Source organism: Streptomyces sp. NPDC057616 (assembly GCF_042800575.1).
GTDB lineage: Bacteria > Actinomycetota > Actinomycetes > Streptomycetales > Streptomycetaceae > Streptomyces.
This window is the reverse complement of sequence record NZ_JBHVGU010000017.1, coordinates 1-24637: the sequence shown is the minus strand read 5'-3', so window position 1 is coordinate 24637 and position 24637 is coordinate 1. Positions and strand designations below refer to the sequence as shown.

Annotated in this window: 26 protein-coding genes, 1 tRNA gene, 1 other RNA gene and 1 pseudogene; 19 read left to right on the top strand and 10 right to left on the bottom strand. The window is 66.5% G+C overall.

The genetic code is table 11. The annotated features are described in order from the left end of the window. Nucleotides 1-20: 20 nt before the first annotated feature. A complete protein-coding gene (locus ACFU97_RS22000; RefSeq protein WP_384258999.1) occupies nt 21-506 on the bottom strand; it encodes a MarR family winged helix-turn-helix transcriptional regulator in 486 nt (161 codons plus the stop codon). A gap of 109 nt (nt 507-615) precedes the next feature. Between ACFU97_RS22000 and ACFU97_RS21995 the strand changes: the two genes are divergently transcribed. Next, nucleotides 616-1980: a pyridoxal phosphate-dependent decarboxylase family protein gene (locus ACFU97_RS21995; protein ID WP_384258997.1), complete on the top strand. Its 1365-nt coding sequence runs from the start codon at nt 616-618 to the stop codon at nt 1978-1980. Nucleotides 1981-2019: 39 nt separating this feature from the next. On the opposite strand, the gene ACFU97_RS21990 is transcribed toward ACFU97_RS21995, so the two are convergent. Both ACFU97_RS21990 and ACFU97_RS21985 read right to left on the bottom strand, forming a co-directional pair. Further along, nucleotides 2020-2178 (bottom strand): hypothetical protein, encoded by a 159-nt coding sequence (locus ACFU97_RS21990; RefSeq protein WP_384258994.1) that lies wholly within the window; start codon nt 2176-2178, stop codon nt 2020-2022. 30 nt (nt 2179-2208) lie between these two features. Continuing rightward, on the bottom strand, nt 2209-3315 hold the full coding sequence (locus ACFU97_RS21985) for a glycosyltransferase family 2 protein (RefSeq protein WP_384258992.1): 1107 nt from the start codon (nt 3313-3315) through the stop codon (nt 2209-2211). Nucleotides 3316-3853: 538 nt separating this feature from the next. On the opposite strand from ACFU97_RS21985, the gene ACFU97_RS21980 reads away from it, so the two are divergent. From ACFU97_RS21980 to ACFU97_RS21970, 3 genes and pseudogenes are all read left to right on the top strand, one after another. Next, entirely contained in the window at nt 3854-4978 is a 1125-nt protein-coding gene (locus tag ACFU97_RS21980; RefSeq protein WP_384258990.1) for an endonuclease NucS domain-containing protein, read from the top strand. A gap of 594 nt (nt 4979-5572) precedes the next feature. Continuing rightward, nucleotides 5573-5779 (top strand): annotated as a pseudogene (locus ACFU97_RS21975) (helix-turn-helix domain-containing protein); the annotation flags it as partial. Between the two features lie 207 nt (nt 5780-5986). Next, nucleotides 5987-8572, top strand: a complete 2586-nt coding sequence (locus ACFU97_RS21970) for a tetratricopeptide repeat protein (protein ID WP_384259354.1) — start codon at nt 5987-5989, stop codon at nt 8570-8572. 102 nt (nt 8573-8674) lie between these two features. Here the strand turns inward: ACFU97_RS21970 and ACFU97_RS21965 are convergent, their stop codons facing one another. From ACFU97_RS21965 to ACFU97_RS21950, 4 genes are all read right to left on the bottom strand, one after another. Beyond that, the gene (locus ACFU97_RS21965) at nt 8675-8974 is read right to left on the bottom strand and encodes a hypothetical protein (RefSeq protein ID WP_384258988.1); all 300 of its coding nucleotides are present in this window, start codon (nt 8972-8974) and stop codon (nt 8675-8677) included. Between the two features lie 51 nt (nt 8975-9025). Then, complete coding sequence (locus ACFU97_RS21960; RefSeq protein ID WP_384259352.1) at nt 9026-10219, bottom strand: IS110 family transposase; 1194 nt, start codon at nt 10217-10219, stop codon at nt 9026-9028. Between the two features lie 694 nt (nt 10220-10913). Next, complete coding sequence (locus tag ACFU97_RS21955; RefSeq protein ID WP_384258986.1) at nt 10914-11417, bottom strand: hypothetical protein; 504 nt, start codon at nt 11415-11417, stop codon at nt 10914-10916. A 35-nt stretch (nt 11418-11452) separates the two neighbouring features. Beyond that, complete coding sequence (locus ACFU97_RS21950) at nt 11453-12535, bottom strand: DUF1152 domain-containing protein (protein WP_384258984.1); 1083 nt, start codon at nt 12533-12535, stop codon at nt 11453-11455. An 81-nt stretch (nt 12536-12616) separates the two neighbouring features. Here ACFU97_RS21950 and ACFU97_RS21945 point away from each other — a divergent pair, with 81 nt between their 5' ends. The 3 genes from ACFU97_RS21945 to ACFU97_RS21935 all read left to right on the top strand — a co-directional run bounded on the left by ACFU97_RS21945 (nt 12617) and on the right by ACFU97_RS21935 (nt 14886). Next, nucleotides 12617-13357, top strand: a complete 741-nt coding sequence (locus ACFU97_RS21945; protein ID WP_384258982.1) for a GntR family transcriptional regulator — start codon at nt 12617-12619, stop codon at nt 13355-13357. 276 nt (nt 13358-13633) lie between these two features. Beyond that, nucleotides 13634-14071, top strand: coding sequence for an ATP-binding protein (locus ACFU97_RS21940; RefSeq protein ID WP_384258980.1), 438 nt, complete (start codon nt 13634-13636; stop codon nt 14069-14071). A gap of 86 nt (nt 14072-14157) precedes the next feature. Beyond that, entirely contained in the window at nt 14158-14886 is a 729-nt protein-coding gene (locus ACFU97_RS21935) for a GntR family transcriptional regulator (protein WP_384258977.1), read from the top strand. Between the two features lie 87 nt (nt 14887-14973). On the opposite strand, the gene ACFU97_RS21930 is transcribed toward ACFU97_RS21935, so the two are convergent. Continuing rightward, a complete protein-coding gene (locus ACFU97_RS21930; RefSeq protein WP_384258975.1) occupies nt 14974-15492 on the bottom strand; it encodes a hypothetical protein in 519 nt (172 codons plus the stop codon). Nucleotide 15493: 1 nt separating this feature from the next. Then, a complete protein-coding gene (locus tag ACFU97_RS21925) occupies nt 15494-16147 on the bottom strand; it encodes a hypothetical protein (protein ID WP_384258973.1) in 654 nt (217 codons plus the stop codon). Between the two features lie 298 nt (nt 16148-16445). On the opposite strand from ACFU97_RS21925, the gene ACFU97_RS21920 reads away from it, so the two are divergent. From ACFU97_RS21920 to ACFU97_RS21875, 10 genes are all read left to right on the top strand, one after another. Continuing rightward, on the top strand, nt 16446-16796 hold the full coding sequence (locus tag ACFU97_RS21920) for a hypothetical protein (protein WP_384258971.1): 351 nt from the start codon (nt 16446-16448) through the stop codon (nt 16794-16796). Between the two features lie 5 nt (nt 16797-16801). Continuing rightward, nucleotides 16802-18175, top strand: a complete 1374-nt coding sequence (locus ACFU97_RS21915; RefSeq protein ID WP_384258969.1) for an FtsK/SpoIIIE domain-containing protein — start codon at nt 16802-16804, stop codon at nt 18173-18175. A gap of 83 nt (nt 18176-18258) precedes the next feature. After that, complete coding sequence (locus ACFU97_RS21910) at nt 18259-18891, top strand: DUF2637 domain-containing protein (protein WP_384258967.1); 633 nt, start codon at nt 18259-18261, stop codon at nt 18889-18891. A 19-nt stretch (nt 18892-18910) separates the two neighbouring features. Further along, a complete protein-coding gene (locus ACFU97_RS21905; protein ID WP_384258964.1) occupies nt 18911-19105 on the top strand; it encodes a hypothetical protein in 195 nt (64 codons plus the stop codon). Next, complete coding sequence (locus ACFU97_RS21900) at nt 19102-19293, top strand: mobile element transfer protein (RefSeq protein WP_384258962.1); 192 nt, start codon at nt 19102-19104, stop codon at nt 19291-19293. The genes ACFU97_RS21905 and ACFU97_RS21900 overlap by 4 nt, the downstream gene beginning before the upstream one ends. A gap of 10 nt (nt 19294-19303) precedes the next feature. Beyond that, entirely contained in the window at nt 19304-19498 is a 195-nt protein-coding gene (locus ACFU97_RS21895) for a hypothetical protein (protein WP_384258959.1), read from the top strand. Nucleotides 19499-19512: 14 nt separating this feature from the next. Beyond that, nucleotides 19513-19758, top strand: a complete 246-nt coding sequence (locus tag ACFU97_RS21890; RefSeq protein WP_384258957.1) for a SpdD protein — start codon at nt 19513-19515, stop codon at nt 19756-19758. A 130-nt stretch (nt 19759-19888) separates the two neighbouring features. Next, complete coding sequence (locus tag ACFU97_RS21885; protein ID WP_384258955.1) at nt 19889-21193, top strand: replication initiator; 1305 nt, start codon at nt 19889-19891, stop codon at nt 21191-21193. Next, nucleotides 21186-21419 carry an excisionase family DNA-binding protein gene (locus ACFU97_RS21880; protein ID WP_384258953.1) on the top strand — a complete coding sequence of 78 codons (234 nt, stop codon included), beginning with the start codon at nt 21186-21188 and terminating at the stop codon, nt 21417-21419. The genes ACFU97_RS21885 and ACFU97_RS21880 overlap by 8 nt, the downstream gene beginning before the upstream one ends. Nucleotides 21420-21429: 10 nt before the next feature. After that, nucleotides 21430-22677 carry a tyrosine-type recombinase/integrase gene (locus tag ACFU97_RS21875; protein ID WP_384258950.1) on the top strand — a complete coding sequence of 416 codons (1248 nt, stop codon included), beginning with the start codon at nt 21430-21432 and terminating at the stop codon, nt 22675-22677. Nucleotides 22678-22756: 79 nt separating this feature from the next. Here the strand turns inward: ACFU97_RS21875 and ACFU97_RS21870 are convergent. Further along, nucleotides 22757-22844 (bottom strand) — tRNA-Ser (locus ACFU97_RS21870). A gap of 73 nt (nt 22845-22917) precedes the next feature. On the opposite strand from ACFU97_RS21870, the gene ffs reads away from it, so the two are divergent. Together ffs and ACFU97_RS21860 are read left to right on the top strand one after the other, a co-directional pair. Beyond that, nucleotides 22918-23012: signal recognition particle sRNA small type (gene ffs / locus ACFU97_RS21865), an RNA gene on the top strand. A gap of 71 nt (nt 23013-23083) precedes the next feature. Beyond that, the coding region (locus ACFU97_RS21860) for a DNA polymerase III subunit gamma and tau (protein ID WP_384258948.1) at nt 23084-24637 on the top strand (1554 nt) is incomplete at its 3' end.

The following is a 24637-nucleotide window of genomic DNA, read 5'->3' as shown; positions in this document are numbered from 1 at the left end:
GCACGGGGCCGCCCCGGCTCTCAGGTCCCCTCGCGCAGCGCCTTGTCGATCCGGCCCAGCGCGCCGGTGAGGCGGGCGTAGTCGCCGGCCTCCAACGGCTTGACGAAGTACTCCTCCACCACGTGGGCGTGCACGGCGGCGGCGCCCAGGAACGCGGTGCGCCCCTCGGCGGTCGGCTCCACCAGGGCCACCCGCCGGTCGCCGGGGGACGGCACGCGCCGGACGAGACCGGCCTCCTCCATACGGTCGATCAGCCGCGTGGTCCCGCTGCTGGTCAGCGTGAGGTCGTCGGCCAGCTGCCGCTGCGAGACCTCCTCACCGGGCCGCCGGCAGAGCCGTATCAGCACCTCCAGCATGGTGTGGCTGATCCCGCACTCCCGCCGCAGCGCGCTGTCGATGCGCTGTTCCAGACGGGTCGCGGACCTGATCAGCAGGCCGAAGTCCCGCACGAGCGGGCTGTTGGCGGCCCGGGCGGCATCGTCGTGGTGATGGGAAGTGTCGTTCATCGCGGCGACCCTACTTCACCCACTGCCGTCTCAATTGCTGACCAGTCAATTGCTGAGTAGTCAATGAAATCCTACGGTGGACGCCACAGCCGCGAGCGAGGGAGACGCCATGGATCTGCAGCACTGGCTCGGCCGGGCCACCGACGCGATACAGGACTGGGCCGATACCTTCGGCCCCTACCAGGCCCACCCGTCCCTGGAGGTGGACGACGCCCGCTTCGCGCGGGCCTTCGAGGAGTTCACGGCGCGGCTCGCGGACAACTACCCCTTCTTCCACCCGCGTTACGCGGGCCAGATGCTCAAGCCCCCGCACCCCGCCGCGGTGGTCGGCCACCTCACGGCGATGCTGATCAACCCCAACAACCACGCCCTGGACGGCGGTCCGGCCACCGCCGCGATGGAACGCGAGGCGGTCGCCGAGCTGGCCACGATGTTCGGCTACGACATCCACCTCGGCCACCTCACCACCAGCGGCACGATCGCCAACCTCGAGGCGCTCTTCGTCGCCCGCGAGCTGCACCCCGGCCGCGGCGTCGCCCACAGCGCCGACGCCCACTACACGCACGGCCGCATGTGCCATGTGCTGGGCATGCGGAGCCATCCCGTCCGCACCGACGCCCAGGGCCGTATGGACCTCGACGCGCTGGAGGACGTCCTGCGCACCGGCGAGGTGGGCACGGTCGTCCTCACCACCGGCACCACCGGGCTCGGCGCCGTCGACCCCGTCCACGAGGCCCTGCCTCTGGCCGAGCGGTACGGCGTCCGCGTCCATGTCGACGCCGCCTACGGGGGATTCTTCACCCTGCTCGCCGGCGCCGACGGCCCCGAGGGCCTGCCGCCCGAGCCCTGGCGCGCGGTCGCCCGCGCCGACTCGATCGTGGTCGACCCGCACAAGCACGGCCTCCAGCCCTACGGCTGCGGAGCCGTCCTCTTCCGCGACCCGGAGGTGGGCCGCTTCTACCTGCACGACTCGCCCTACACCTACTTCACCTCGACCGAGCTGCACCTCGGCGAGATCAGCCTGGAGTGCTCGCGCGCCGGGGCCGCCGCGGCCGCCCTCTGGCTGACCTTCCGGCTGCTGCCGCCCACCCCCGACGGGCTCGGCCGCGTCCTCGCCGCGGGCCGCCGGGCCGCCCTCGCATGGGCGGAGCTGATCGAGGCGTCCGACGCCCTGGAGCTCTACCAGCCGCCCCAGCTGGACATCGTCACCTGCTTCCCGGTGGTGGAGCCCGCGACGCTCACCGGCATCGACGCGGCCTCCGCCCGCATCCTGGCGGACGGCATGACCGGCCCCGACCCCGTCTTCCTCAGCACCTTCAAGGCGGACCGTGAGGCGTTCACGGCCCGCCGTCCGAAGGTCACCGCGGACGCCGACGCGGCCCGCATCCTGCGCAGCGTCCTGATGAAGCCCGAGTCCGAGGACTACGTGCCGCACCTGCACGACCGCGTCGAACGGCTCGCCCGCACCGCCTGACCGGAGCGGGCGTACCGGGCGCGCGCCGGCCGCGGGAGGTCACCGCCTGCGCGGCGCCAGCTTGAACAGGGCGACCCCCGCCGCGACCAGCGTCGTGGCCGCCACCATCATCGCCATGCTGTTGACCCACAGCCCGGTGGCGGCCAGGGTCGCGCCCCCCGCACCGGTCGTGCCCACGCCTATCACTCTGCCGTACATCGCTTCTCTCCTACGAGGGTTGAGGGTTTCTCATGTCGCCACCCACTTCTCCTCGCTGCGGCGCACCAGGCCCCACAGCGAGGTGAAGTAGACGGCGTGCTGGAAGAGGTCGTAGAGCATCTCCGGGACCATGAGCCCGGCGACCAGGACGGCTTTCGGTCCCGCCCGCCGTACGGAGACGGTCTTCTCGACCAGGAAGATCAGGCCTATCGACGTCCAGAACGGCGACAGGCCCGGCCAGCCGTACAGCGAGGTGTAGGTGGCCATGAAGGTCAGGTAGACCAGGAAGGAGAGGGCGCCGAAGCCCATCAGGAACTGCTGCAGGAAGTAGCGGGCGGTGACCCGGGTCCAGCCGTAGTCACGCAGGTTCTCCAGGGCGCCGCGCTGCCAGCGCAGCCGCTGGTGCCACAGCTTGGGCAGCGTCGGCATGACCTCGGTGGTGACCGCGCAGCCGGCCGGGGACATGGTCCGGTAGCCGAGCGTCTTGACCGCCTTGGTCATCTCGTCGTCCTCGGTGAGCGAGGCGAGGCTGTAGTAGCCGGTGCCGCCGCCGAGCCGGCCGGCCCGGCGGGCCGCGCGCACCTCGCGCAGCACCCGGGCGCGGAACATCGTGCCGGTGCCGGTGAGGACCTGGGCCTTGCCGCCGTTGCGTTCCAGCTCCCAGGCGTAGCGGTGGAACTCCATGCGCTGGAGCAGGCCGAGGAAGCCGCCGCCGTCCTCGCCGTAGAAGACGCCGCCGACGGCGCCGACCTTGCGGTTGAAGGTGGCGAGCGCGGTCTCGACGAACGAGGGGTTCAGCACGGTGTCCGCGTCCTGGACCAGGACCAGGTCCCGCTCGTCCAGGTGCGGCAGCACCCAGGAGATGGCCTGGTTGAGGGCGCCGGCCTTCTTGTGGGTGTTCCCGCGGGTGTGGAAGACCTGTGCGCCGTGTGCGGCGGCGACGCGGGCGGTGCCGTCGGTGCAGTTGTCGGCGACGACGACGATCAGATCGGGGCGCCGGGTCTGCTCCAAGAGGCCGAGGATCGCGTCGGCGACGCGGTCCTGCTCGTTGTGCGCCGGTATCAGGACGGCGAGCCTCGGTCTGGCGTACGGCTGTTCGGGAGCGGCGTGCGCGCGGCGCGCGGCATGACGACGCACGACTCGTCCCCCCGTTGCAAACGTCGCGGTCGGCCCGGATGGCGATATTCCGGACCCATCAGTCGTCCACAGTCTTCACCAGATCACCACAACTGGAACAGTTGAAACTGGTAACAAACAGCTCACGGTTGCCTGTGGCGGTCCTGTGGCGCCTTGAGGCGGGAGAGCGGTGCCCTTGAAGCGGGGGAAACGCCAGAGGGCCGGACCGCTGATGCGGTCCGGCCCTCTGGGCTGGCGGAGGATACGAGATTCGAACTCGTGAGGGGTTGCCCCCAACACGCTTTCCAACTGTGGTGGTGGGGTCTTGGCCTAGGTTCGGGGGCGTTCACCTGCGTTCACGGGCGGATGGTCGCCGATGCTGGAAGGGCTGCTGGTCTCCCCTGAACGCCCGTGAACGGGGCTGAATGAGACGGAAAGTGAGACGGGGCGCGGGTGATCCGCCTCAGCGTGGGCTGTCGACTCGCTGCCCGGTGTTCCGCATGGTTCCCCGCTTCCTCAGGGTCTGCTTGACTTCAGATCTGGGCGGAGGGGGACGGACATGCCGCTGGAATTCGGGCTGTGGCGGGTGGACGACAAGCCAGTGCGGGTCACTACGCGACCGATGCCGCTGGAGTCGCGGCTGGAGGAGCTCATCGAGGCCGATCCGGGAATCCTGGGGCAGCCGTTGCTGCTGATCGGTCGGCAGGTGTCCACGCAGTATGGCAAGGTCGTCGACCTGCTCGGCATGGATGCCGAAGGGGGTCTTCATGTTCTTGAGCTCAAGCGGGACCGCACCCCCCGTGAGGTAGTGGCACAGGTTCTGGACTACGGCTCCTGGGTCCTGGAGCTCACCAACGAGCAGATACGCGACATTTACAGCGCGTACGCCCGCGGCAGAGGACTGGCAGAGGAGCTGGACGAGGCGTTCGCGCTGCGGTTCGGCGGCAGTCCGCCAGAAGCCCTGAACTCCACTCACGCCCTGACCATCGTCGCGAGCGAGATCGATGCGGCGACCGAGCGGATCGTCACCTACCTGGCATCCGGGTTCCAGGTGCCGGTCAACGTGCTCTTCTTCCGCTACTTCGAGGACGAGGGACGCTCGTATCTGGCACGCACCTGGCTGATCGATGAGGTCGAGGCAGTGGTGCCGTCGGCGGGAGCGAAGGGACGCGGGAAACAAGAGCCGTGGAACGGGACGGACTGGTATGTGTCGTTCGGTGATGAGTCTGGCAGCCGTAGTTGGGACGACGCGCTTCGCTACGGATTCGTGTCGGCCGGTGGCGGGGAGTGGTTCTCCCGCACGATCCGATCCTTGCCGCTTGGAGCGCGCGTGTTCACCCACATCCCCAAGGTGGGATACGTAGGCGTCGGCACGGTGGCCGGCGAGCCGCAACCGTTTGAGGACGCCGCCCTCACCATTGACGGTAAGAGCCGACGGATGGCTGATCTGTCCCTGGCGGGCACCTACCGACGCGCTGAGGAGAGCGCAAAGAGGGATGGGGAGGATCATCGGGAGTGGATCGTCCCGGTCACTTGGGAACATGCTGTGCCCCGCGAGGAGGCGTTGTGGCGCCCGGGCTTCTTCGCCAACCAGAACTCTGCCTGCAAGCTCCGTGCCCGCTTCACGATCGATGAGGTCTCTCGTCACTTCGGCATCGTTGACGGCGGCTCCACCGATGCCTGAGAAGGCCTGAGCGCTGAGCTTGGGAAGCTCAGGTGATTCCGAAGCGAAAGGCATGCTGGCCTGCGGTGGAAGAGCGCTGGCGCCTGATGGTTGATGACTAGGTTCCCCGGTGTTCCCCCTGGTTCCCTGCACGATCTGGCACGGGTCTGGCACGACGCCTACTGACGGTCGAGACCGGCACCGCCCTGGCCGGGTGCCGGTCTCGTGGGGCGCTGTGGACCCGATTCAGACCTCAAGGTCCGTGAGGATTTATTTTTCAGTGCGATCATTACGGCGCTTTGCCAAGTATCGGAAAAGAGAGCAACTTTCCCGCCCGATGTCGACCATTAGCCGGATCGCCGAAATGGTCACCGAAAGCTCCATTCCGTGATCTTGAATGAACTGGAACATGGCCATCCGTGTTTCTCCTTCACAGACCTAGACGCGGGATCGCGCCGTGATTGAGGTCTACGAGGAGCACCTACCGTCCAGTAGCTTGTTCGGACAGCAGTCGGACGATCAAGCTCTCACCTGCAGGTTTCTCTGATGTCCGCTGTCCAGAGGACGTCCCGTCGGACATGGGAATAAGCTGGTGCAGAGCGAGGGGGAGGCTGAATGAGCGTAGGTTTTGGACCGATCGATGACGCGGCGCCTCAACTAGCGCGAGACTTCGCCGAGCGACTTCGGCACGTTGCCGAGAGGGCTGGGTACGTCGGAGTCAGGGAACTAGCTGCGGCAACAGGTGTGGGCCGTACAACTGTCTCCGATGCACTGACTGCCCGACGGATTCCTTCATGGGCCAAGGTGGCGGCCCTGCTGCGGGGTTGCGACATAGCTCCTAACAAGAATTGGTCAGAGGCTCATCAGGCTGCAACAGCGGCGATAGAACAAGAGAGAACGGCTGTTAGGTCGCCAAGCGCGCCCGCTGGACTTCGAACGGAGTCTTCTCGGCCGGCCAGTCCTGGAATGTTCTCCATTCGTCCACCGTACGGGGACCTTCCGCCAAGGTTGAGGGGGCGGGACGAACTATTGGACAGCCTCGAAGCTAAGTTCGCCAACGGTGAGAGCCGAGTGCAAGTAATCGGTGGTCTGGGAGGCTGCGGTAAAACCACCATTGCACTTCACCTTGCGCGTCAAGCCCGAGACCGTGGCTATGAAGTCTTCTGGCTTTCTGCATCTAGTTCCGACCGATTGGTAACCGGAATGCGCGAGGTTGCGCGCGAGCTGGGCGCCGATGAGGATGAACTTGAGGCGGCTTGGAATGGAAGAATCAGCGCCACTGACCTGGTGTGGCGCCATTTGGATACGGCCGAGCAACCGTGGCTGATGATCATCGACAATGCTGATGAACCGGCTTGGTTGGCCGCGCAAGGTGGTACACCCGGTGACGGGACTGGGTGGCTCCGGTCCAGTCACGCTGGCATGTGTCTAGTTACTTCTCGAATTAGCAACCCGAACTATTGGGGCCATGAGGCTGACACGCATCGCATCGGAGTTCTTTCGCCCTCTGACGGAAAGGACGTACTTCTCGATCTAGCGGGCGAGGCAGGTGATCCGGCGGATGCGTTGATTCTTTCTGAACGCCTTGATGGACTTCCGCTAGCGCTGAAGATTGCCGGTTCTTATCTTGCTCGTTCAGTTCGTGGTGCTGGACTTCTTCGGCGACACGGACGCCATTTCGGAAGAGTTCGTGGATTTGCGGAGTACACGCAGGCGCTTGAGCACGCTGGAACCGACTTTTTAGATCAGAATGGACGCTGGGAGTCCAGTGATTCCGACACCGAAAGTTCGCATCGTCGATTGATCGGACGTACGTGGGAAATCTCTTTGGATTTGTTGGATGAGCAGGAGCTTCCAGAAGCTCGTGCTTTGATGCGCGTGTTGTCGTGCTGCGCGTCGGCCCCATTGCCTGTCGATTTACTTGACCCCGAGACGCTGTGGGGATCGGCATTCCGGGACGAGCTTGAGCTGGAACGTGCCGACCGAGCGCTAGAGGCCCTGATTGATCTGAGTCTAATCGACGTAGTGGAGGTGAATCCCACGGGGAACTCATCTGCATGCGATCCCATCCCATGCTTGGTGAGTCACAGGCTAGTCTTGGAAGCGAACGCGCTACGCCTATCTAGCAGTGACGAGCGTGAGCGTGAAGAGGTGTGGAAGTCCATTGCTCGCGCCATGGAGAAGGGATCGGAGCCGGCGCCGGAACAGCCTCGAAATTGGCCTTGGTGGCGCCTATTCTCGCCGCATGTGGCAGCCTCGCTAAGTGGGGCACCAGACAGTCCAGAAATTGTCCGACCATTGCTCCGTGTCGGCCTTTCCAGCTACGCCTATCACGCTTTCAGTAATGGATTTGACGACGCCGAGAAGATGGCCAAATTGCTCATTCGGCGAAGTGATTTCTTGAGTGAGGGCGACCCTCTACGACTCTCTATTAGGCACAGGGCGATGCTTTCTCTACTCGATGGAGAAGACCAAGTCGTGGAGGGCGAAAGAATTCTCTCGGCGCAACTAGAGACTCTTGGCGAAGAACATCCAGAAACACTCATCACCCGTCACGATCTGACGATGATGCAGAGTAGACATGGGCGGATATCCGAGTCTGCCGAAGAGGCAGAACTTCGTTCCATCCTGGATGCGCGACGGCGAGTTCTTGGTCACGATAGCCCATACACAATTTTGACTCACAGTGTACTGGCCTCCCTTATGAGGGAGCGTGGTCAAGAGGTTGAAGGCGAGTATCGTGCCCTAATTGAGCATGTTCACAGTTTGAGTCCAGAAGATCATAAATTCCTGCCACTTCACGATCGGCATCAAATGGCGCATGCCCTGGATGCGCTTAATCGCCTGGCTGAAGCTGAGGCTGAGTATCAATCAGTGCTGGAAGACCTGGAAGGGCATGGCGGAGAGGCGACTCGCCTGTATCGAGATATGGCTAATTGTTTGGCGAAGAATCTTGCACGGCAGCGGAAGTATGCTGATGCCCTGAGGGTCATGGAAAAGCTCTTGGGTTGGTTCGATGAGAGTGATGATGAACATTCGTCGGCAACTAAATGGGGCCTTTATGTCCGTCACCGGCGCGCTGACATGATGCGCCGTTGTGGGCGGCCAGCTGAAGCTGCTACGGAAATTCGCTCCGTACTGTCTGAGAGGCTAGGCTCGGCAGATGCCTCTGACTCTATTGTGCTGCAGGAGCGCCATTGCCTGGCTCATGCACTGGACGACCAGGGAGAGTTTTCCGAGGCTCGTAGCGAACTGCAGGATGTAGTCCTCGCTTACTCGGATATTCTAGGTCCCAATGACAGTCAAACCCGCGAGGCTCGTTTTTGTCTAGCCAGGATGTTTGTCCGTCAAGGTCTTTTTGTGGAAGCCCTGCAGCACTTCGAGCAGGTCCTGGCAGCGGAAAGTGCCGAACTCGGGGAAGATCACACTGATTACTGGCGCACACTGTTCCGAGTGAAGCAATGTCAACGCCATTTGGGCATCATTGATGAGCCGGAGACTCTGCGAGCATTTGAGGAGATTGCGGCTAAGCAAATGGCCCTATTGGACGATTCGCATGACCGTGTATCTGCCGTTCGTAAAGCGATATCCGAACTAAGGGCTTCTACAGGTTGATGGAAGAGGAGGAGGCGAATTGGGGAAGAATCTAGGTCGGTGGAGTCTTAATGACCGAGTCAAGCGAGGCGGTCTCGCGGTCGGCGGGGGGACCGGCGTTCCCTAGTCGGTGATCCGGTAGTGGATGGCTTGCTGGCGTGTCGCTTCTGCGAGTTGGCGGGCCATCTCGGCCACGATCAGGTCGGCGGTTTCTGGGGAGGGGGCGTCCTCGACATTGACGTACCAGGTGCCGAGCAACTCCCACGAGGCGCTGACGGTTGCTGTACCAGTGCGAAAGGTGAGTACGTCGGAGTCTTCGAGGATCTCGCATTCGAAAGATCTTGGCTGCAGAGCGGCTGCGAGGCTGACGCCGAGGGCTGGCCAGTCGTCGCCGTCTGCTGTGCTGATCGTGTACTCGGGCATGGAGGCATCGTGTCAGCTCGGGTGGGCGGAGTTGGCGGCCTAGTGACCGAGTCAGGCCGCTGCGCTGGTTGTTGGTGGGCTCGTGCTGAAGGGGCGGTTGTCGCGTAGCAGGGCCCAGAGGACGTCGACGCGGCGGCGGGCGAGGGCGATGACGGCGGGGATGTGTTTGTGGCCCTGGGCTCGTTTCTTGAGGTAGTAGGTGCGGTTGGGGCCGTCGCGGATGATGCTGGTCTGAGCGGAGAGGTAGAACACTCTGCGCAAGCGGCGGCTGTAGCGCTGGGGCCGGTGGAGGTTTCCGGTGCGGCGTCCGGAGTCTTTGGCGACGGGGACGAGGCCGGCGGCGGAGGCAAGGTGGCCAGCGTCCGGGTAGGCGGCGAGGTCACCCGCCGCGACAAGGAATTCGGCACCCAGGATGGGGCCAATGCCGGGCATCGACTCGATGACGGCTGCCTGCGGATGGGTGCGGAAGGCATCGCTGATCCGCCGGTCGAGTTGCTTGAGGCGTTCGTCCAGGGCCAGTATCTGCGCGGCGAGTTCTGCGGTGATACCCGCGACCGTGTCCTGGCCGGATAGTTGGATGTGCTGGGCGTGCGCGGCGGTGGCGGCGACCGTTTCGGGGTGGCGCACGCCTCGGGTGGCGAGCCAGCGGGTCAGCCGGATCTGGCCGCAACGTCGTAGGGCGGCGGGGGTCTGGTAGCCGGTGAGCAGCACCAGGGCGCCCTTATGGTCGGCGTAGTCGAAGGCCGCTTCCAGGGCGGGACTGATGCCAGTGAGCACGTCGTGGAGACGGTTGAGTAGACGGACCCGGTCGGCGATGAGGTCGCAGCGGTGGGTCGTGAGCAGTGCCAGGTCGGCAGCCAGCTCTGTGGGGATCTCGACAGGGGCGAAGTCTCGTCGCAGGCGGGCCGTGTCGGCGATGACGTAGGCGTCGCGGGCGTCGGTCTTGGCCTCGCCCCGGTAGGCGGCGGACATGCGGTTGACCGTCCGGCCGGGCACGTAGACGACCGGCTGACCGTGCTCGGCGAGCAGGGCTAGCAGCAGGGCGGGTGCAGTGTCGGTGAGATCCACTGCCCATCGGACCTCGCTGGCCAGTGCAAGGACCTCGCTCAGGCAGGCGAGGATAACGGCCTCGTCGTTGCTGACTTTCCGGCTCCAGACAGTGGTGCCTGTGTCGTCGATGGCGACCCACCAGTGGTGGGCCTTGCTGGCGTCGATACCGACCCATAAACGGGGCGCCTGCGTGATCATGTGGCGGTCTCCTCGGGCTTCGGACAGCGTGCCGTCGGTCCGAGGACGCCCCGCCGTCAGCTCCGTAAACAGCGACCGATCCGCACATCTCAATCAGCGGCCTGGGCGTCCAGAAGAGTGGGGCGGCCACTCCACCGGAGCCACCGGGGGCAAGCGACTTTAGAGCCACACCCCACTCTTCCGGACCGCCCAACAACTTACGGAGCGGCTTTGGGCTGGAGCTGCTTTGGCGCGAGTGATCATGGCCCCGTAAGCTTCCGGCGCGTCGGGCAGTCTGTGGACCTGCCCGGTAAAGCACGACGTTGGGGCCATGATCTTCGAGGCTCGCGCCAAAGTGGCTGCCTAAAGCCGCGGAGCCGACCGCCCCAGCCACGACGTACCCCTTCTCTGGCATTAGGCCGCTGATCGCCATGAGCGCGACCCGGGCGCCGGCCGGGCTGGAGCGGGGCGGAGACAGGAGCGCAGGCCCGGCCGGGGGCCGGGCCGCGCGCGGTGAGCGGAGCGAGCCGCCTTGAACCCGTAGAGAAAGTTGTAACTCAGTCGGTCCGGCGGGCTTTGTCTTGTCTCGGTTGACGCTTGACGCTTGACGCAGTGTGACCTCACCTGGTGGTTGCACCGTTTGTCCCGCGGCTTGGCTGTGCGTGTCCGATTGGGGTGCGCAAGGATGGCTGGGTCGTGCTGGTGGAGTTCGTCAGCGGCGTCCCGCCGCTGCTTTGTGAGCAGCTTCCAGATACCCCTTAAACGCCTCATGGTAAGGGACCATCAGTGTTTCCACGTCGGTGCCAAGTGTCTCGAAAAGGACGCCAGCTCTATACTGCTTGAGTAACATGGTATTTGCTTCCATGGCATCCATGCATTCCAAACACCTTCGTGCTACTTCACTGTTTGGGCCATATCGAATGCAAAGCTTGGCATAAGTGCTCTTGAGGCCCTCGTCTGCATTACTGCGGGCCTTGAGGGTTTCTAGCGTCTCTGCATCCGTATCGCTGACACCTCGGCTCCACTGGCTCAGGCAATACCCACTTGATCGGATATGCTGACCGACATATTGGGCCGTATCGTCAAGTACTTGACGCCTGTCTCGGAAGTGATCATCACGGGCAGTGCGATCTACTTGCATTCGCGTCGATATAGCTAAGATCAGCGGTGAAACAATGCCGGTCGTGATGACGCTTGTCATAGCGACGACGTCCACCAGAGCACCCTTCCGGCAAGATTCGCATCGTATCTTCAAAGGCGCCAGAGGGGCGCGTCGTATTGCTCCGGGCGGCTGTTGATCAGCAGTTCACGTAGGTCCTGGCGCTGGCTGCCGTTGAGGTTCAGGGCTTCGGTGATGTGGCGGAATGTCGTGTGTGTGACTCCGCAGTTCCGGGCATGGGCCTCGAACTGTTCCAGCTCGGCCAGGACCGTCTTCGTGACCAGGTCCATTGGCGGCTGGTCCTTGAGCCAAGCGGCCTTGTTGCGCTCGTAGTCGATTTCCGAGTAGCCGCAGATTTCGCGGCTGTGGGTCTCGACCTCGTCCAGGGACGTCGTCGTCACGACCGCGCGGGCTAGTTCGTTCCGGCTCAACGCCTCGTCCAGGTCGACATGGTGGACGGCGGGGCCCTCGTCCGTGAGCGGTACGGGAAGGCCCGCGTCCCGCACTTCGCACATGCCGCGTATACCTCGGGCTGTCGCTGCGAGCATTGCCGTCGCCTCGGAGGGGTGCCACTCCAGGACCGAGTTGACCGGCTCGGTGTCCTTGGCCGTGAAGGTGTGGACGATCGGGCCGAGTATGTCGTGCAGGTCGTCGAGCGGGAGTTCACCGTCCAGGCCGGGGCCCGCCACCAAAAGGCGTATGGGTGCGTCCACTTGGCAGCATGCCGCCAGCGTGAGGGCGTCTGCGAGAGGGCTCTTCAGCGTGGGCTCGTCGCCGCGGGCCAGGATGTCGCCGCCCACGTCCAGGAGGTCGATCGACTCGGGTCGCAAGTGGCCAACCAACTCTTCCAGTTGGCGTGTCACGCCCTCGGCGCCGTGGTGCGGGTCCAGCAGTGTGAAGGTGTGCGGGAGTTCTTCCGCGAGCCGGGGGAGCGTTGATCCCGCCGGAGGGATCGGGCGAGCGTCCGCCGGCACTGACCAGACGGCAGGGGTGATGGGTTCGAGTCCCGTGAAGTTCTCGGCGCCCCGGGGCCCTGGCACCGGGTCAACGAGTAGGCGGTCCCACGCGTACGTGAGGATCACCGCCTGGCCGTCGTCGCCGTATAGGGCGGCGTCAAGCATTGCGGCGGCGACTGCGTCGCCCCCTCCTCCTGCTGCGACGATCAACCGCGTCATGTCCCCAAGGTTACGGGTTCGAATATTGGCCACTCACCCTATAGTGGCTAGAGGCCATAGCCACTTGGACCAGGAGGGAACATGCCACAGATCGAGGAGGCTCAGCCGAAGTATCTCCAGATCGCGCACTTCATCCGTGATCAGATCCTTCGGGGTGACCTGCGGCCGGGAGACGAAGTTCCCTCGGAACGCCAACTCGCCGCCGACTGGAAGGTTTCCAGGCCAACGGCGGCGCGGTCGCTCGAAGCGCTGAGCCATCAGGGCCTGGTCGAGAAGCGCCAAGGATCAGGCACGTACGTGCGGAGCCTGGAGGTCAACCGGCGGGCCCGTGAGCTATACGGCCGGGCACGCCAGACAGGCAAGATCTACACGCCGGGTGAGTACGCCGTGATCACGTCTGCAGGGTGGCTGGAGGCGCCGGATCACGTCGCTGAGGCGTTGGGCCTGATGCGGGATCGTCGGGCCGTTCACCGCCGGCGCGTGACCAACAACCAGGACGGGCCAACCACCTTGTCCACCTCGTGGTTTGCTCCGGACGTCGGTGAACGGGCGCCCAAGCTCATGGACCCCGAGCGGATCCAAGAGGGGACCCTGATGTACGTCGAGAATATGACGGGGCGTCAGGGAAGCTACGCGGAAGATCGTATGTGCGCTCGTGCTGCCACCGCCGAGGAGGCTGAAGATCTCCAACTAGAGGCCGATTCAGCTGTGTTGGTCGTCCATCACGTCGTCTACGACCTCCAGGATCGTCCGCTGGAGTTCGCCGAAGCCACGTACCCGCCGCACCGTTGGGCGTTCGAGCAGGGCTACCCACTCGCCTGACTGAGGGCAGTTCTGCCGAACCGCTTGCATCGACAGAGTGGCTAATGCCACTATCCAGTTAGTGGCTAAGGCCACTTACTGGGAAGGGGGCACGGCGTGACGAGTCGGCGGCCGGATCAGCGTGCGCGATTAGTCTGCCGGGGATGCCGGGGGCGCGGCTGGAAGCGTGTCAGCTCGCGCACGACACTGGCGCTCTCCACCGCCAACGACCGCGGCCGTGCCACATCGAAGCGACGGTGCCTGGACTGCGACGGCGCCGGCAAGGAGTGAGCGCGGATGGCATACACACTCGACCGCGATCCCACCCCGGAGTCGCCGCGTCTCGGGGCGATGACCTTGCACCCGGCTCCGGAGTCCGTACCACGGGCCCGGCGCTGGTTTCAGAAGTTCATCGCCCCGTACAACCCGGCCTGTTCGGTCGACGACTGCGCGCTGATGATCTCGGAGCTGGTGACCAACGCCATCGTCTACGGCAGGTCGGAAGAGCCGTGGATGGTGCGGGTGGAGTGGTTCCGCGACGGAACGTCGCTCCGGGTAGAGGTGCACAACCCTGGGTTCCCCGCCAACGTGCGGCTCCGGCGTCCGGACGCGAATGATGCACACGGCCGCGGACTGCTCCTGGTCGACTCCATTGCCGACACATGGCACTCCGGGCCCAGTCGCTTCGGCGGGACGATGGTCGCCTTCATGGTGGCCGATGCCTGGCCGAGCTGACGGACCCCCCTGCGCCTATTGCGTACGCAATAGAGACGCTAGTCTGGTTGACCAGTTGACTTGGCCAATCTCACCGGGCGGCGTTCATGGCGTATGAAGTCGAGCCACCGAAGTACGTGCGTCTCGCGCAGACCCTTCAGCGTCGCATCGAGGACGGCACGTACCCGCCCGGCACCCGTGTTCCCAGTGAGAATCAGCTGGTGCAGACCTTCGGGATGTCCCGCCCTACCGTCGTGCGGGCCCTGGAGCTGCTGAAGCGGGATGGGTGGCTGGAGTCCCGGCAGGGATTCGGCACCATCGTCCGGGGGCGTCCCGAAGTCGTCGAGCAACAGGACCGGCGGGGACGTGAGGCGTTGGAGCGCGACGAGTCGCAGGCTCCGGGCCGGCTGGTTGAAGTCGGTGAAGTCCCCGTGCCCGCTCGGATCGCCTCGGCCCTCGGCTTGCCCAGACGGGCCAAGGTCCTCGTGCGCCGTTTCCTCGTCGAAGGGGATGGCGAAGCAGTCGAGTTGGTCTCGTCGTACTTCCCTGCCGGCCTGCTCGAAGGAACCGAGCTGGACAGCCCCGAGCTTCTGAGCGGCAGCATCCGCGAACACCTCGAAGCCCGGAAGAAGCTCCGCTTCGACCACGTGACCGAGCGGATTTCCGCGCGGCTGCCTGAGGCAGGCGAAGCTGAACTTCTTGGCATGCCGGACGGCGTACCTGTTCTCAGTGTCCTGGTCGTCGCCTGTGACGCTTCGGGCCAAGCCCTGCAAGTCTCTGACGTGCTGCTTCCTGCTGATCGGCAAGAGTTGGAAGACACCTATCGCTTGAGCTGAGTGTTATAGCTTTCCCGCCCGCTGCCCGTCAGGGGCGGCCTGACGGGCAGCGGCATCCGGGCCGGTGGTGACCAAGTGCCAGGGCACTCAGCCAATTCCGGGCGACTCCTCCTGTGCCGGTGTTCCACGGCCAACAGTCAGGGACCAGCGCACGGTTGAGGGTGCCTCGACGGAGACGACTCCGCTGTGGTCCACACCTGAGACGCCCACCTGGTTGTAGGTGGTGCTGACTTCGCTGGCGAGGCATTTCAGTGGGAAGGAGACGTGTACGGATTGCACCGCCACTTTGATGGTGCCCTCGCCCTGGCAGCGCACCGCGACGATGAGTGCGTCGCCCTTCTTTCCCTTGCTGAACTCGATGCTGGCGTTCCCCGTGGTGGCCTTCTGGCGGCCGGCCAGCGTCTCGTCGGGGTCCAGCTCCGGCGGCTTCTGGACCGGAGGGTTTGTGCTGCTCGGGGTGGCGGTGACGGTAGCCGAGCCCGATCGGGCGGTGCTGGTGGATGGTGAGGGCTGCTGGGCGTCGGTGTGATCCGACGTGCAGGCAGCGACCGAGAGGAACGCAGCGGTACACGCGATGCCCAGCACCGCAAGGGTTCGGCGCGACATGTCACTTCTCCCAGATGGCCCAGCCGACGCGGTGCGGTGTGTAGATGGTGACGTCGTGCTTGCTGCCCCTGCCGCAATTCACGTAGACGTACTGGCTGTAGCCGTAGCTCTTCAGGCGGTAGACGCCATAGCGAGCGTAGGTGGTCTTGTGGGACGGGGTGTCCACGCTGATGCTGTTGCCGATCTTCGCGGTGAGCGATGCGGACACCGTCACGCCGAACTTGCCCTGGATCTCGACGACCGCCACGCTGCCCTTCACCTGGAGCTCGCCGGTGTAGGCGATGCCGATAGTGCCGGTCACCTCGGAAGTGAAAGTGGACTTGGCGGTGCGCGACGTGCCGTTCCAGTTGGCCTGTTCGGCGCCTACGCCTTTGTGGTAGTCCTTGGCCTTCGTCGTGGGGTGGTAGTACCAGCCCTGCTCACAGCCTCGGCCGTCGGGTGAGTTGCCTGTGTGGTTGGCCGCGTCGGAGGGTGCGGGGGCATCGGTCTCGGGGGCGCCTTCGGTGAGGTTCGTCTCCTCCGGCTGCTCGGGCGGGGCCGTCGCTGTGGTCTCGGTCGGCGTCGGAGCCGAGTCATCCGCCAGAGCGGGGCCGGCGCCAGCCAGAATGGCCAGGGCGACGGTAGGAGCGAGCAGGGCCCGTCTGGGCATGCGCATGTAAGTCTCCTTGGTCAGGGGAGGGATTGGCGCAGTGGGATCAATTGCTTATCCACAGCTGACGGGATCATGTCAGCCCATCTGAGCGGACTGCCAGCTTCCGGTGCCTTTCCTGAGCAAGATGTGAGCTTCGCGGTATCAAAAGGGATTAACCAGGAAATATGGGCCAGGGATGTCGAAGGAAGGGAGTGTCCGAGGCCGGATCCCACTTGACAAGTCAACTTGGCATCTCTAGCTTCAAGCTTGCTAAGTCAACTTGTCAGGTGGCAGGTTGATTAACTCAGAAGGAGAAATCTCTGTGCGTGTGATCCGCATTGACGCCTCGTCCGCCACGATCTTGCTCACCGAAGCTCCGGCGCCGAAGGTGCGCGACCGGCAGACCGGTGAGATCGCCAAGGACGCGGTGAGCAACGAGGTACTGATGACCATCGGCGTCGTCTACATCGAGGACGGCGAGTCGTCACTGATCAAGGTCACCGTCCCCGAGAGCGGTGTCACCGACGGCCTGACGCTCGGTGCTCCGGTCTCGCTGGTGGGCCTGGTGGCTCGCCCGTGGGAAAGCGTCTTCAACGGCCAGCAGCGGCACGGCATCGCCTACCGGGCCACCGCCGTTGCGCCGGGCGCCTTCCCGATGGCTGAGGCGGTCTGATCGACGTGACCGACCTCGTGACGCTGGCCGAGCTGGGCGGTCCGCTCGCTGCGATAGGCGGCGCGGCCTATGCCCGGCACGCCCACCCGGCGGCGTACTGGTCCACGGTCGGGCTGCCCGTCTCGGTGGCCCGGCTGCTCGCCTCGTACACGTCGACTATGGATGCCTGCGGTCTGACGGTCGCGCCGCCCCGGTGGCGGGCGCTGGCCATCAAGGCGACAACTCGCCGTGAGGTTCGACCGGTCCCGCCCCGCCGGGGCTTAATCCGGCCCACTTCGACCGGGCTTCGGGTCCGGCTGCGGCTGGCTCCAGGACAGGAACCGGCGGACGTCGCGGCCTCGGCGGAGCGTCTGCGCCATGCCTGGGGCGTACATGCCGTGTACGTCCGGGACGTCAAGCCCGGTGTGGTGGAACTGCGGCTCGTCGGCTTTGACGTTCTGCGCAAGGTGCGGATGCCTCGTCGGGTCTCCGGTGATCTGTTGCGGGTGCCCGTGGCTGTGCGGGAGGACGCGACCGCGTTCGTACGCGACTACCGGACCGTTCCGCACGAACTCGTCCTCGGCGCAACGCTGTCGGGCAAGTCCATGTTTCTACGGAACCTGCTCACCAGGCTGGCCACTCAGCCGGTCGTCCTGGTCGGCATCGACTGCAAGCGCGGTGTAGAGCTGGCGCCGTTCGCCGCCCGGCTCTCCGCGCTGGCGACGGACTCGGACCAGGCGGCCGAGCTGCTTCCCGTGCTCGTCCGGGAAATGGAGGACCGATACGACCTGATCAAGGCCCGGCAGGGCATCGCGCCCGGCACACCGGAAGAACTGATCACCTCGGACATCTGGGGCCTTCCCGAGGATGAACGCCCGGCTCCCATCGTGCTGTTCATCGACGAGGTGGCCGAACTCTTCCTCGTGGCGACGCGCAAGGAGGAGGAACGGCGGGACGAGATGGTCACCCAGCTCATCCGCCTCGCCCAACTCGGTCGCGCCGCCGGCATCTACCTGGAAGTCTGCGGCCAGCGCTTCGGCGCCGAACTGGGCAAGGGCGCCACGATGCTCCGGGCCCAGCTCACGGGCCGTGTCTGCCACCGTGTCAACGATGAAGCGTCCGCGAAGATGGCGCTGGGTGACATCGCTCCAGAGGCGGTCTACGGCGCCTGCGCCATCCCCGCCGAGGTGCCCGGCCTGGCCGTCGTCGGCGACACCTCCGGCGGCTGGTCCCGCATCCGCACCCCGTACCTCTCACTCGCCGATGCTGCGGCCGCCTGCCGCGCAATGGCCCACCTTGCCCCCGACCTACCGGCGCTCACGCCCTTCCGGCCGTACGTCCCGCCCGTATCGGTAGAGGACTCCAGGCCGGTCGTGGCTCCACAACCGGCCACCAAGTAGCCGAACCCACTCGAACGGTCGGCGCGGCCGTCCCGCGCCAAGCCCCTACCCCTGCCATGCCTGGAACAGGAAGGAGGCGTGCGGTGCGTTCCCTCCCCGTCCGACTCGACGCCGTACTTGTCCAAGCGCTGATCGCTGCCGCGCTGTCCTTCGCGCACCTGCACGACGTTGCCTCGGCCGCCGGACAGCACGGCTGGAAGGCATGGGCCTACCCGGTCTCCGTCGACCTGCTGTTGGTGGCGGCCTGGCGGCGCCTCCGTTCCGGCGGCTCGAAAGAGGCCGGGTGGTGTTGGTTCCTCGTCGCGCTGACCGCCTCGCTGGGTGCCAACGTCGCCACCGCCGGACTGCTCGACCTGAACGCCGTACCCGCCTGGCTGCGCATCCTCGTCGCCGGATGGCCTGCCGTCGCCTTCCTCGGCGGAACGCTGCTCGCCCATGAGTCGCCGAAGCCGCAAGAGGTGCCGGAACCCCATGAGGCGCCGGTGAGGGACGAGGACGCTGTCCCGTCTCGCTCGGCCCCCGAACTGCCCGCCGCGGAACCCGAATCGGCCCGGCCCGCCACCACGGCCGTACCGCCGGCCCTCGCCGCCCTGGCTCGCAAGGTCGCCGACGACCACCGCGCCCGGACCGGAACCGCCATCGACACCTCGACCCTTCGCGCCCGGCTCGGCGTCCCGATGCCGCTCGCCGAAGTCATCGCATCTCAACTCACCTGATCCTGGAGGACTTTCCCCCTTGCGCCCGTCCACGCTCCGCACGCTCAAGCGCGCCGCCGAGCTGACCCGACAGAACCGCCTCACCGAAGCCGTGCTGATCGCCGAACCGGTGATCCTCGCCGCCGACAGCTACGAGGGTGACGAGATCTTGCGCTGGCTGGCCGACCACGTCACCGACTTCACCGGCGAGACCGACAAGGAGACACACCCATGACCGCCAACCGACGCTTCCGCAACGTCGTCCGTATCGGTCCCGTCCAGGTCGGCACGTACTACGACGGCCGGGCCCACGAGAAGCACACCGCCGCCTGCACGGCACCGCGCTGCGGCTTCTCCACGGACTACGACAGCCGCGCCGCTGCCGAGCTGGCCGCCCGCACTCACCGCTGCTCCGTCCGCTGAGGAGATCGCCGTGACCGTCTCGCTGCCCCTGGTCTTCGTCCTTGGCGTCATCGCCTGGGCCGCGATCAAGTTCCTCGGCATCCGCGTCTGGATCGCCGTAGTGATCGCGCTGTTCGGCTTCTGGCTCTCGCACACCTTCCTCGCCCCCGCCATCGAATCCGGCACCCGCTCAGGGGTCGGCGTCGTCAACGGCACCCACAAGTGACAAGGAGGCTCGCCATGTTCCGCCCCAAGCTCCCCGACATCCCGACGCTGCCGACGACACCTGTCGTCCCTCAGCAGACGCAGGCTCCGTCGCCCTCCCAGGTCCGGTCGCTCACCCCCACCGCGGGCGCGGTCGCCGCCGTGGTCGTCGTCGGGGTCGTCCTCACCGCACTCCTGGCGGCCGTCGCCGTATCGGCCGTGTCCGTGGCCATCGCCGCCGTGGTCCTGCGCTCCCTGTTCAACAGCGCCAACAAGCGCTGACCGGCCGCCGGGGCGGCAAAAGCCGCCAAGCATCCCGCTGCCCCGGGGCCGTCCCTCCCAACCGCCGAAACAGTCGAAAGGAACGCCCATCATCACCCGGCAGACTCCGCCCCCGGTGGCGGAACTCTCCATGCTGGCCTCACTCGGCACCATGCCCGAGCTGGCCCACCAGCTTTCCGGCCTGGGCGGCTGCACCCGCCCTGTCCGCCTCGACGGCCACCGCACCGAATACGAAGTCGACACGGCAACCGGCGAGATCGGTCGAGTCCTGCGGCACCTGGACTCCGCCACCCTCCCCGCCGGACAGCTCCTCGTCCGCTGCAACAACCGCCGTGCAACACGGTGTGCGGCCTGCGCGGAGACATACCGCCGTGACACCTACCACCTGATCACCGCTGGCCTCCGGGGCGGCAAAGGTACGTCAGACCGAGTCGCCACCCACCCGCGCGTCTTCGCCACGTTCACCGCCCCGGGCTTCGGGCCGGTCCACAACCGCCCGTCCGGCGGACGCGACTGCCGCTGCGGCATTCGCCACGACGAGCAGGACCCCGCCCTGGGCACCCCGCTCGACCCGGACACCTACGACTACGAGACGGCCGTGCTCTGGAACGCCCACGCCGGTGCCCTGTGGAGGCGCTTCTCCATCTACCTCCGCCGGGAGGTCGCCAAGCGCGCCGGCCTCACTCAACGCACCTTCCGCGACCACGCCCGGATCTCCTTCGCAAAGGTGGCCGAGTACCAGAAGCGCGGGGCCGTCCACTTCCACGCTGTCATTCGTCTCGACGGCCCGGACGGTGGAGACAGCGCGCCTCCGGCGTGGGCTTCGGCCGAGCTGCTGACGGACGCCATCCGTGCTGCTGCCATTGCCGCTCGGGTCGACGGACCGGAGATCGACGGCCGGGCCCACCGCTTCGTCTTCGGCCGACAGCTCGATGTCCGCCCGATTCGTTCTGCCGACTTCGACGACGGCCAGGAGCTGACCGAGCGTGCCGTAGCGGCGTACATCGCGAAGTACGCCACCAAGGGCGCCGAGACCGCGACTGGCACGCTGGATCGCCCGATTCGGTTCCTCGCCGAACTGGCACAGGCCCGGCTCCCGGATCACGCCCGGCGCATGATCCGTACCGCGTGGGCTCTTGGCGCTCGCCCCGAGCTGGCGGACCTCCGGCTTCGGGCCTGGGCTCACATGCTCGGCTTCCGCGGCCACTTCTCGACCAAGTCCCGCCGCTACTCGACCACGCTCGGCGCTCTCCGAGACGCCCGTGCCGACTGGCGCCGGGCCCAAGCGACTCCGGGCGTCCCGCAGGACGGCGAAACCACGCTCGTGCTCGCCCACTGGGTGTTCGCCGGAACGGGGCTCAGCACCGCTGAGACGTGGCTGGCCGCCTCACTCGAACCCGCCCCCGGAACGGAAGGAGAGCCCACACATGGTTGAGCGCCGAGCAGCAGCGAGCGTGCCGTATGCCAGTGACGCCACCTTGGCTCTCCTGACAGTGGAAGAGGCGGCGCGGCGGCTCCGCATCGGTCGTACGACGTGCTTCCGGCTCGTGCGCGCCGGAGAGATCGAATCCGTCACCGTCGGGAGGCTGCGCCGAGTTCCAGCCGACGCCGTGCCCGCCTACGTGGCCAAGCTCCGTAACCGACCCGCCGAAGCGGCCTGAGGGGGACGTCATGGCAGACGCAGACAAAGAGAAGCGCACTCGACAGCCCAATGGAGCCTCCTCGATCTACTTCGGCAAGGACGGCAAATGGCACGGGCGAGTGACGGTGGGCGTTCGTGACGACGGCAAGCCGGACCGCCGTCACATCGAGCGCAAGACCAAGGCCGAGGTGACCAAGGCCGTCCGCGAGATGGAGCGGGCGCGCGATGAGAAGAAGCTCAGGAAGCCGGGTCAGGGTTGGACCGTCCAAGCCTGGCTTGAGCACTGGGTCGAGAACATCGCCAAGCCGTACGTGTCCGAGAACACGTACGACGGATACGAGGTCGACGTGCGCGTTCACCTCGTCCCCGGTCTCGGTGCCCACAAGCTCGACCGCCTGGAGCCCGAACACCTGGAGCGCTACTACCGGAAGATGCAGGAGGCTGGGAGCTCCGCCGGCACCGCTCATCACGCTCACCGAACCATCCGAGTCGCCCTTGGTGAAGCCAAGCGGCGTGGGCACATTGCCGTCAATGTGGCCGAGATCGCCAAGGCTCCGCGTCTCGAAGAAGAGGACATCGAGCCGTTCACGATCGAGGAGGTGCAGAGCCTGCTCGTGGAGGCGGCCAAGCTCCGCAACAGCGCTCGCTGGGTCGTCGCCCTGGCCCTTGGCCTCCGCCAGGGGGAAGCGCTCGGGCTCCATTGGGAAGACGTCGATCTGGACGCTGGGTACGTCCGCATCCGCAAGAACCGTCTGCGTCCCAAGTACGCCCACGGCTGCGCAGACAGTCCGTGCGGTCGAAAGGCCGGCTACTGCCCTGAGAAGCAGCAGGCCCGCCGGGAGCACAAGTCCACCAAATCCCGTGCCGGACGTCGAACCATCGGTCTGCCCGACCCCCTGATCAAGCTCCTCCGCCACCACCAGGAGGTACAGGAGAAGGAACGGGTCGCGGCCGGTGCCGAGTGGGAGGGCAAGGGATACGTCTTCGCCTCCCCGACTGGCGGGCCCCTGAGCCCGAACACCGACTTCCACGTCTGGAAGCGGCTGCTTCGAGACGCGGGCGTTCGGGACGGCCGTCTTCGTGACGCTCGTCACACTGCCGCGACCGTGCTTCTGATCCTCGGCGTCCCCGACGTCGTGGTCGACGCGATCATGGGTTGGGAGCCTGGGGGAGCGGCCCGGATGCGCGCCCGGTACATGCACGTCACTGCGACACTGCTGCGGAAGGTCGCCCAGCAAGTCGGCGACGCCCTCTGGGAGCCGCCGAAGACGAACTGAGACGGAAACTGAGACGGAAACCGTCGAAGGGCCCCACCGCGAACGGTGGGGCCCTTCGACATCGTGCCCGGTGAGGCACTGGCGGAGGATACGAGATTCGAACTCGTGAGGGGTTGCCCCCAACACGCTTTCCAAGCGTGCGCCCTAGGCCTCTAGGCGAATCCTCCGCCGGAAACATTACATGACCGAGAGGAGTGCTAGCGAACTCGTTCCGACCCGCCGCGATCAGGTACTCTGTGCGGAGCCCCTCACGCGGCGCTATCTGACTGAACTCCCCCAGGGCCGGAAGGCAGCAAGGGTAGGTCGGCTCTGGCGGGTGCGTGGGGGGCGTCTGCGTTCCCGGGAGCGGTCCCGGCCGGTACCGGGCCGGGACCGGATGTCAGTGCGCGCCTATAACCTCGTATGCGTGTCGTCTCTCGCGCTGTACCGCCGCTATCGCCCGGAGTCGTTCGCCGAGGTCATCGGGCAGGAACATGTAACCGACCCGCTGCAGCAGGCGCTGCGGAACAACCGGGTCAACCACGCGTACCTGTTCAGCGGTCCGCGCGGCTGCGGCAAGACGACCTCCGCCCGCATCCTGGCGCGCTGCCTCAACTGCGAGCAGGGACCGACACCGACCCCCTGCGGCGAGTGCCAGTCCTGCCGCGACCTGGCCAGGAACGGCCCGGGCTCCATCGACGTCATCGAGATCGACGCCGCGTCGCACGGCGGTGTGGACGACGCCCGTGAGCTGCGCGAGAAGGCCTTCTTCGGCCCCGCCGCCAGCCGGTACAAGATCTACATCATCGACGAGGCCCACATGGTCACGTCGGCCGGCTTCAACGCCCTGCTGAAGGTCGTCGAGGAGCCGCCCGAGCACCTCAAGTTCATCTTCGCGACCACCGAACCCGAGAAGGTCATCGGGACGATCCGCTCGCGCACGCACCACTACCCGTTCCGCCTGGTCCCGCCCGGGACCCTGCGGGACTACCTCGGGGAGGTGTGCGGACGGGAGGAGATCCCGGTCGAGGACGGCGTGCTGCCCCTCGTCGTGCGGGCCGGCGCGGGTTCCGTGCGTGACTCCATGTCCGTCATGGACCAGCTGCTCGCCGGTGCGGCGGAGAGCGGTGTGACGTATGCCATGGCCACCTCCCTTCTCGGCTACATCGACGGCTCGCTGCTCGACTCCGTCGTCGAGGCCTTCGCCACCGGGGACGGCGCCGCCGCCTTCGAGGTCGTCGACCGCATCATCGAGGGCGGCAACGACCCGCGCCGCTTCGTCGCCGACCTGCTGGAGCGGCTGCGCGACCTGGTGATCCTCGCCGCCGTGCCGGACGCCGCGGAGAAGGGGCTCATCGACGCCCCCGCCGACGTCATCGAGCGGATGCAGGCGCAGGCGAGCACCTTCGGCGCCGCCGAACTCAGCCGCGCCGCCGACCTGGTCAACGAGGGCCTGACCGAGATGCGCGGAGCCAACTCGCCGCGCCTGCAGCTCGAGCTGATCTGCGCCCGCGTCCTCCTGCCCGCCGCCTACGGCGACGAGCGCGCCGTGATGGCCCGCCTCGACCGCCTGGAGCGGGGCGTGAACTTCTCGGGCGCCGCCGCGGCGCCGGCGATGGGATACGTGCCGGGTCCCGAGGCCCACGGGGTGGCGGTGCCCGCTCCCGGCCCGGCCGCCGAGCCGGTCCCGCCGGGCGGCGGCCCCGCCGCGGCCCGCGCGGCGGTACGGACCGCGGGGGCACCGTCCGGCGCCCCGACACCGCCCGCCGGTCCTGGCCCTGGTCCTGGTCCCGGTGCAGCCACGCGAACCGGCGAACCGCCCGCGGCCGCCGCATCAGCATCCGCCGCCGCGCCCACCGCCCCGCCCGTGGCCGCGCCCACGACTCCGCCCGTCTCCGCGCCCGCCCCGTCCGCGCCCTCCGCCCCCGGTGCCTGGCCCACCGCCGCCCCGGCCGGTGGCGGCCGGCGTCCCGGCGGCTGG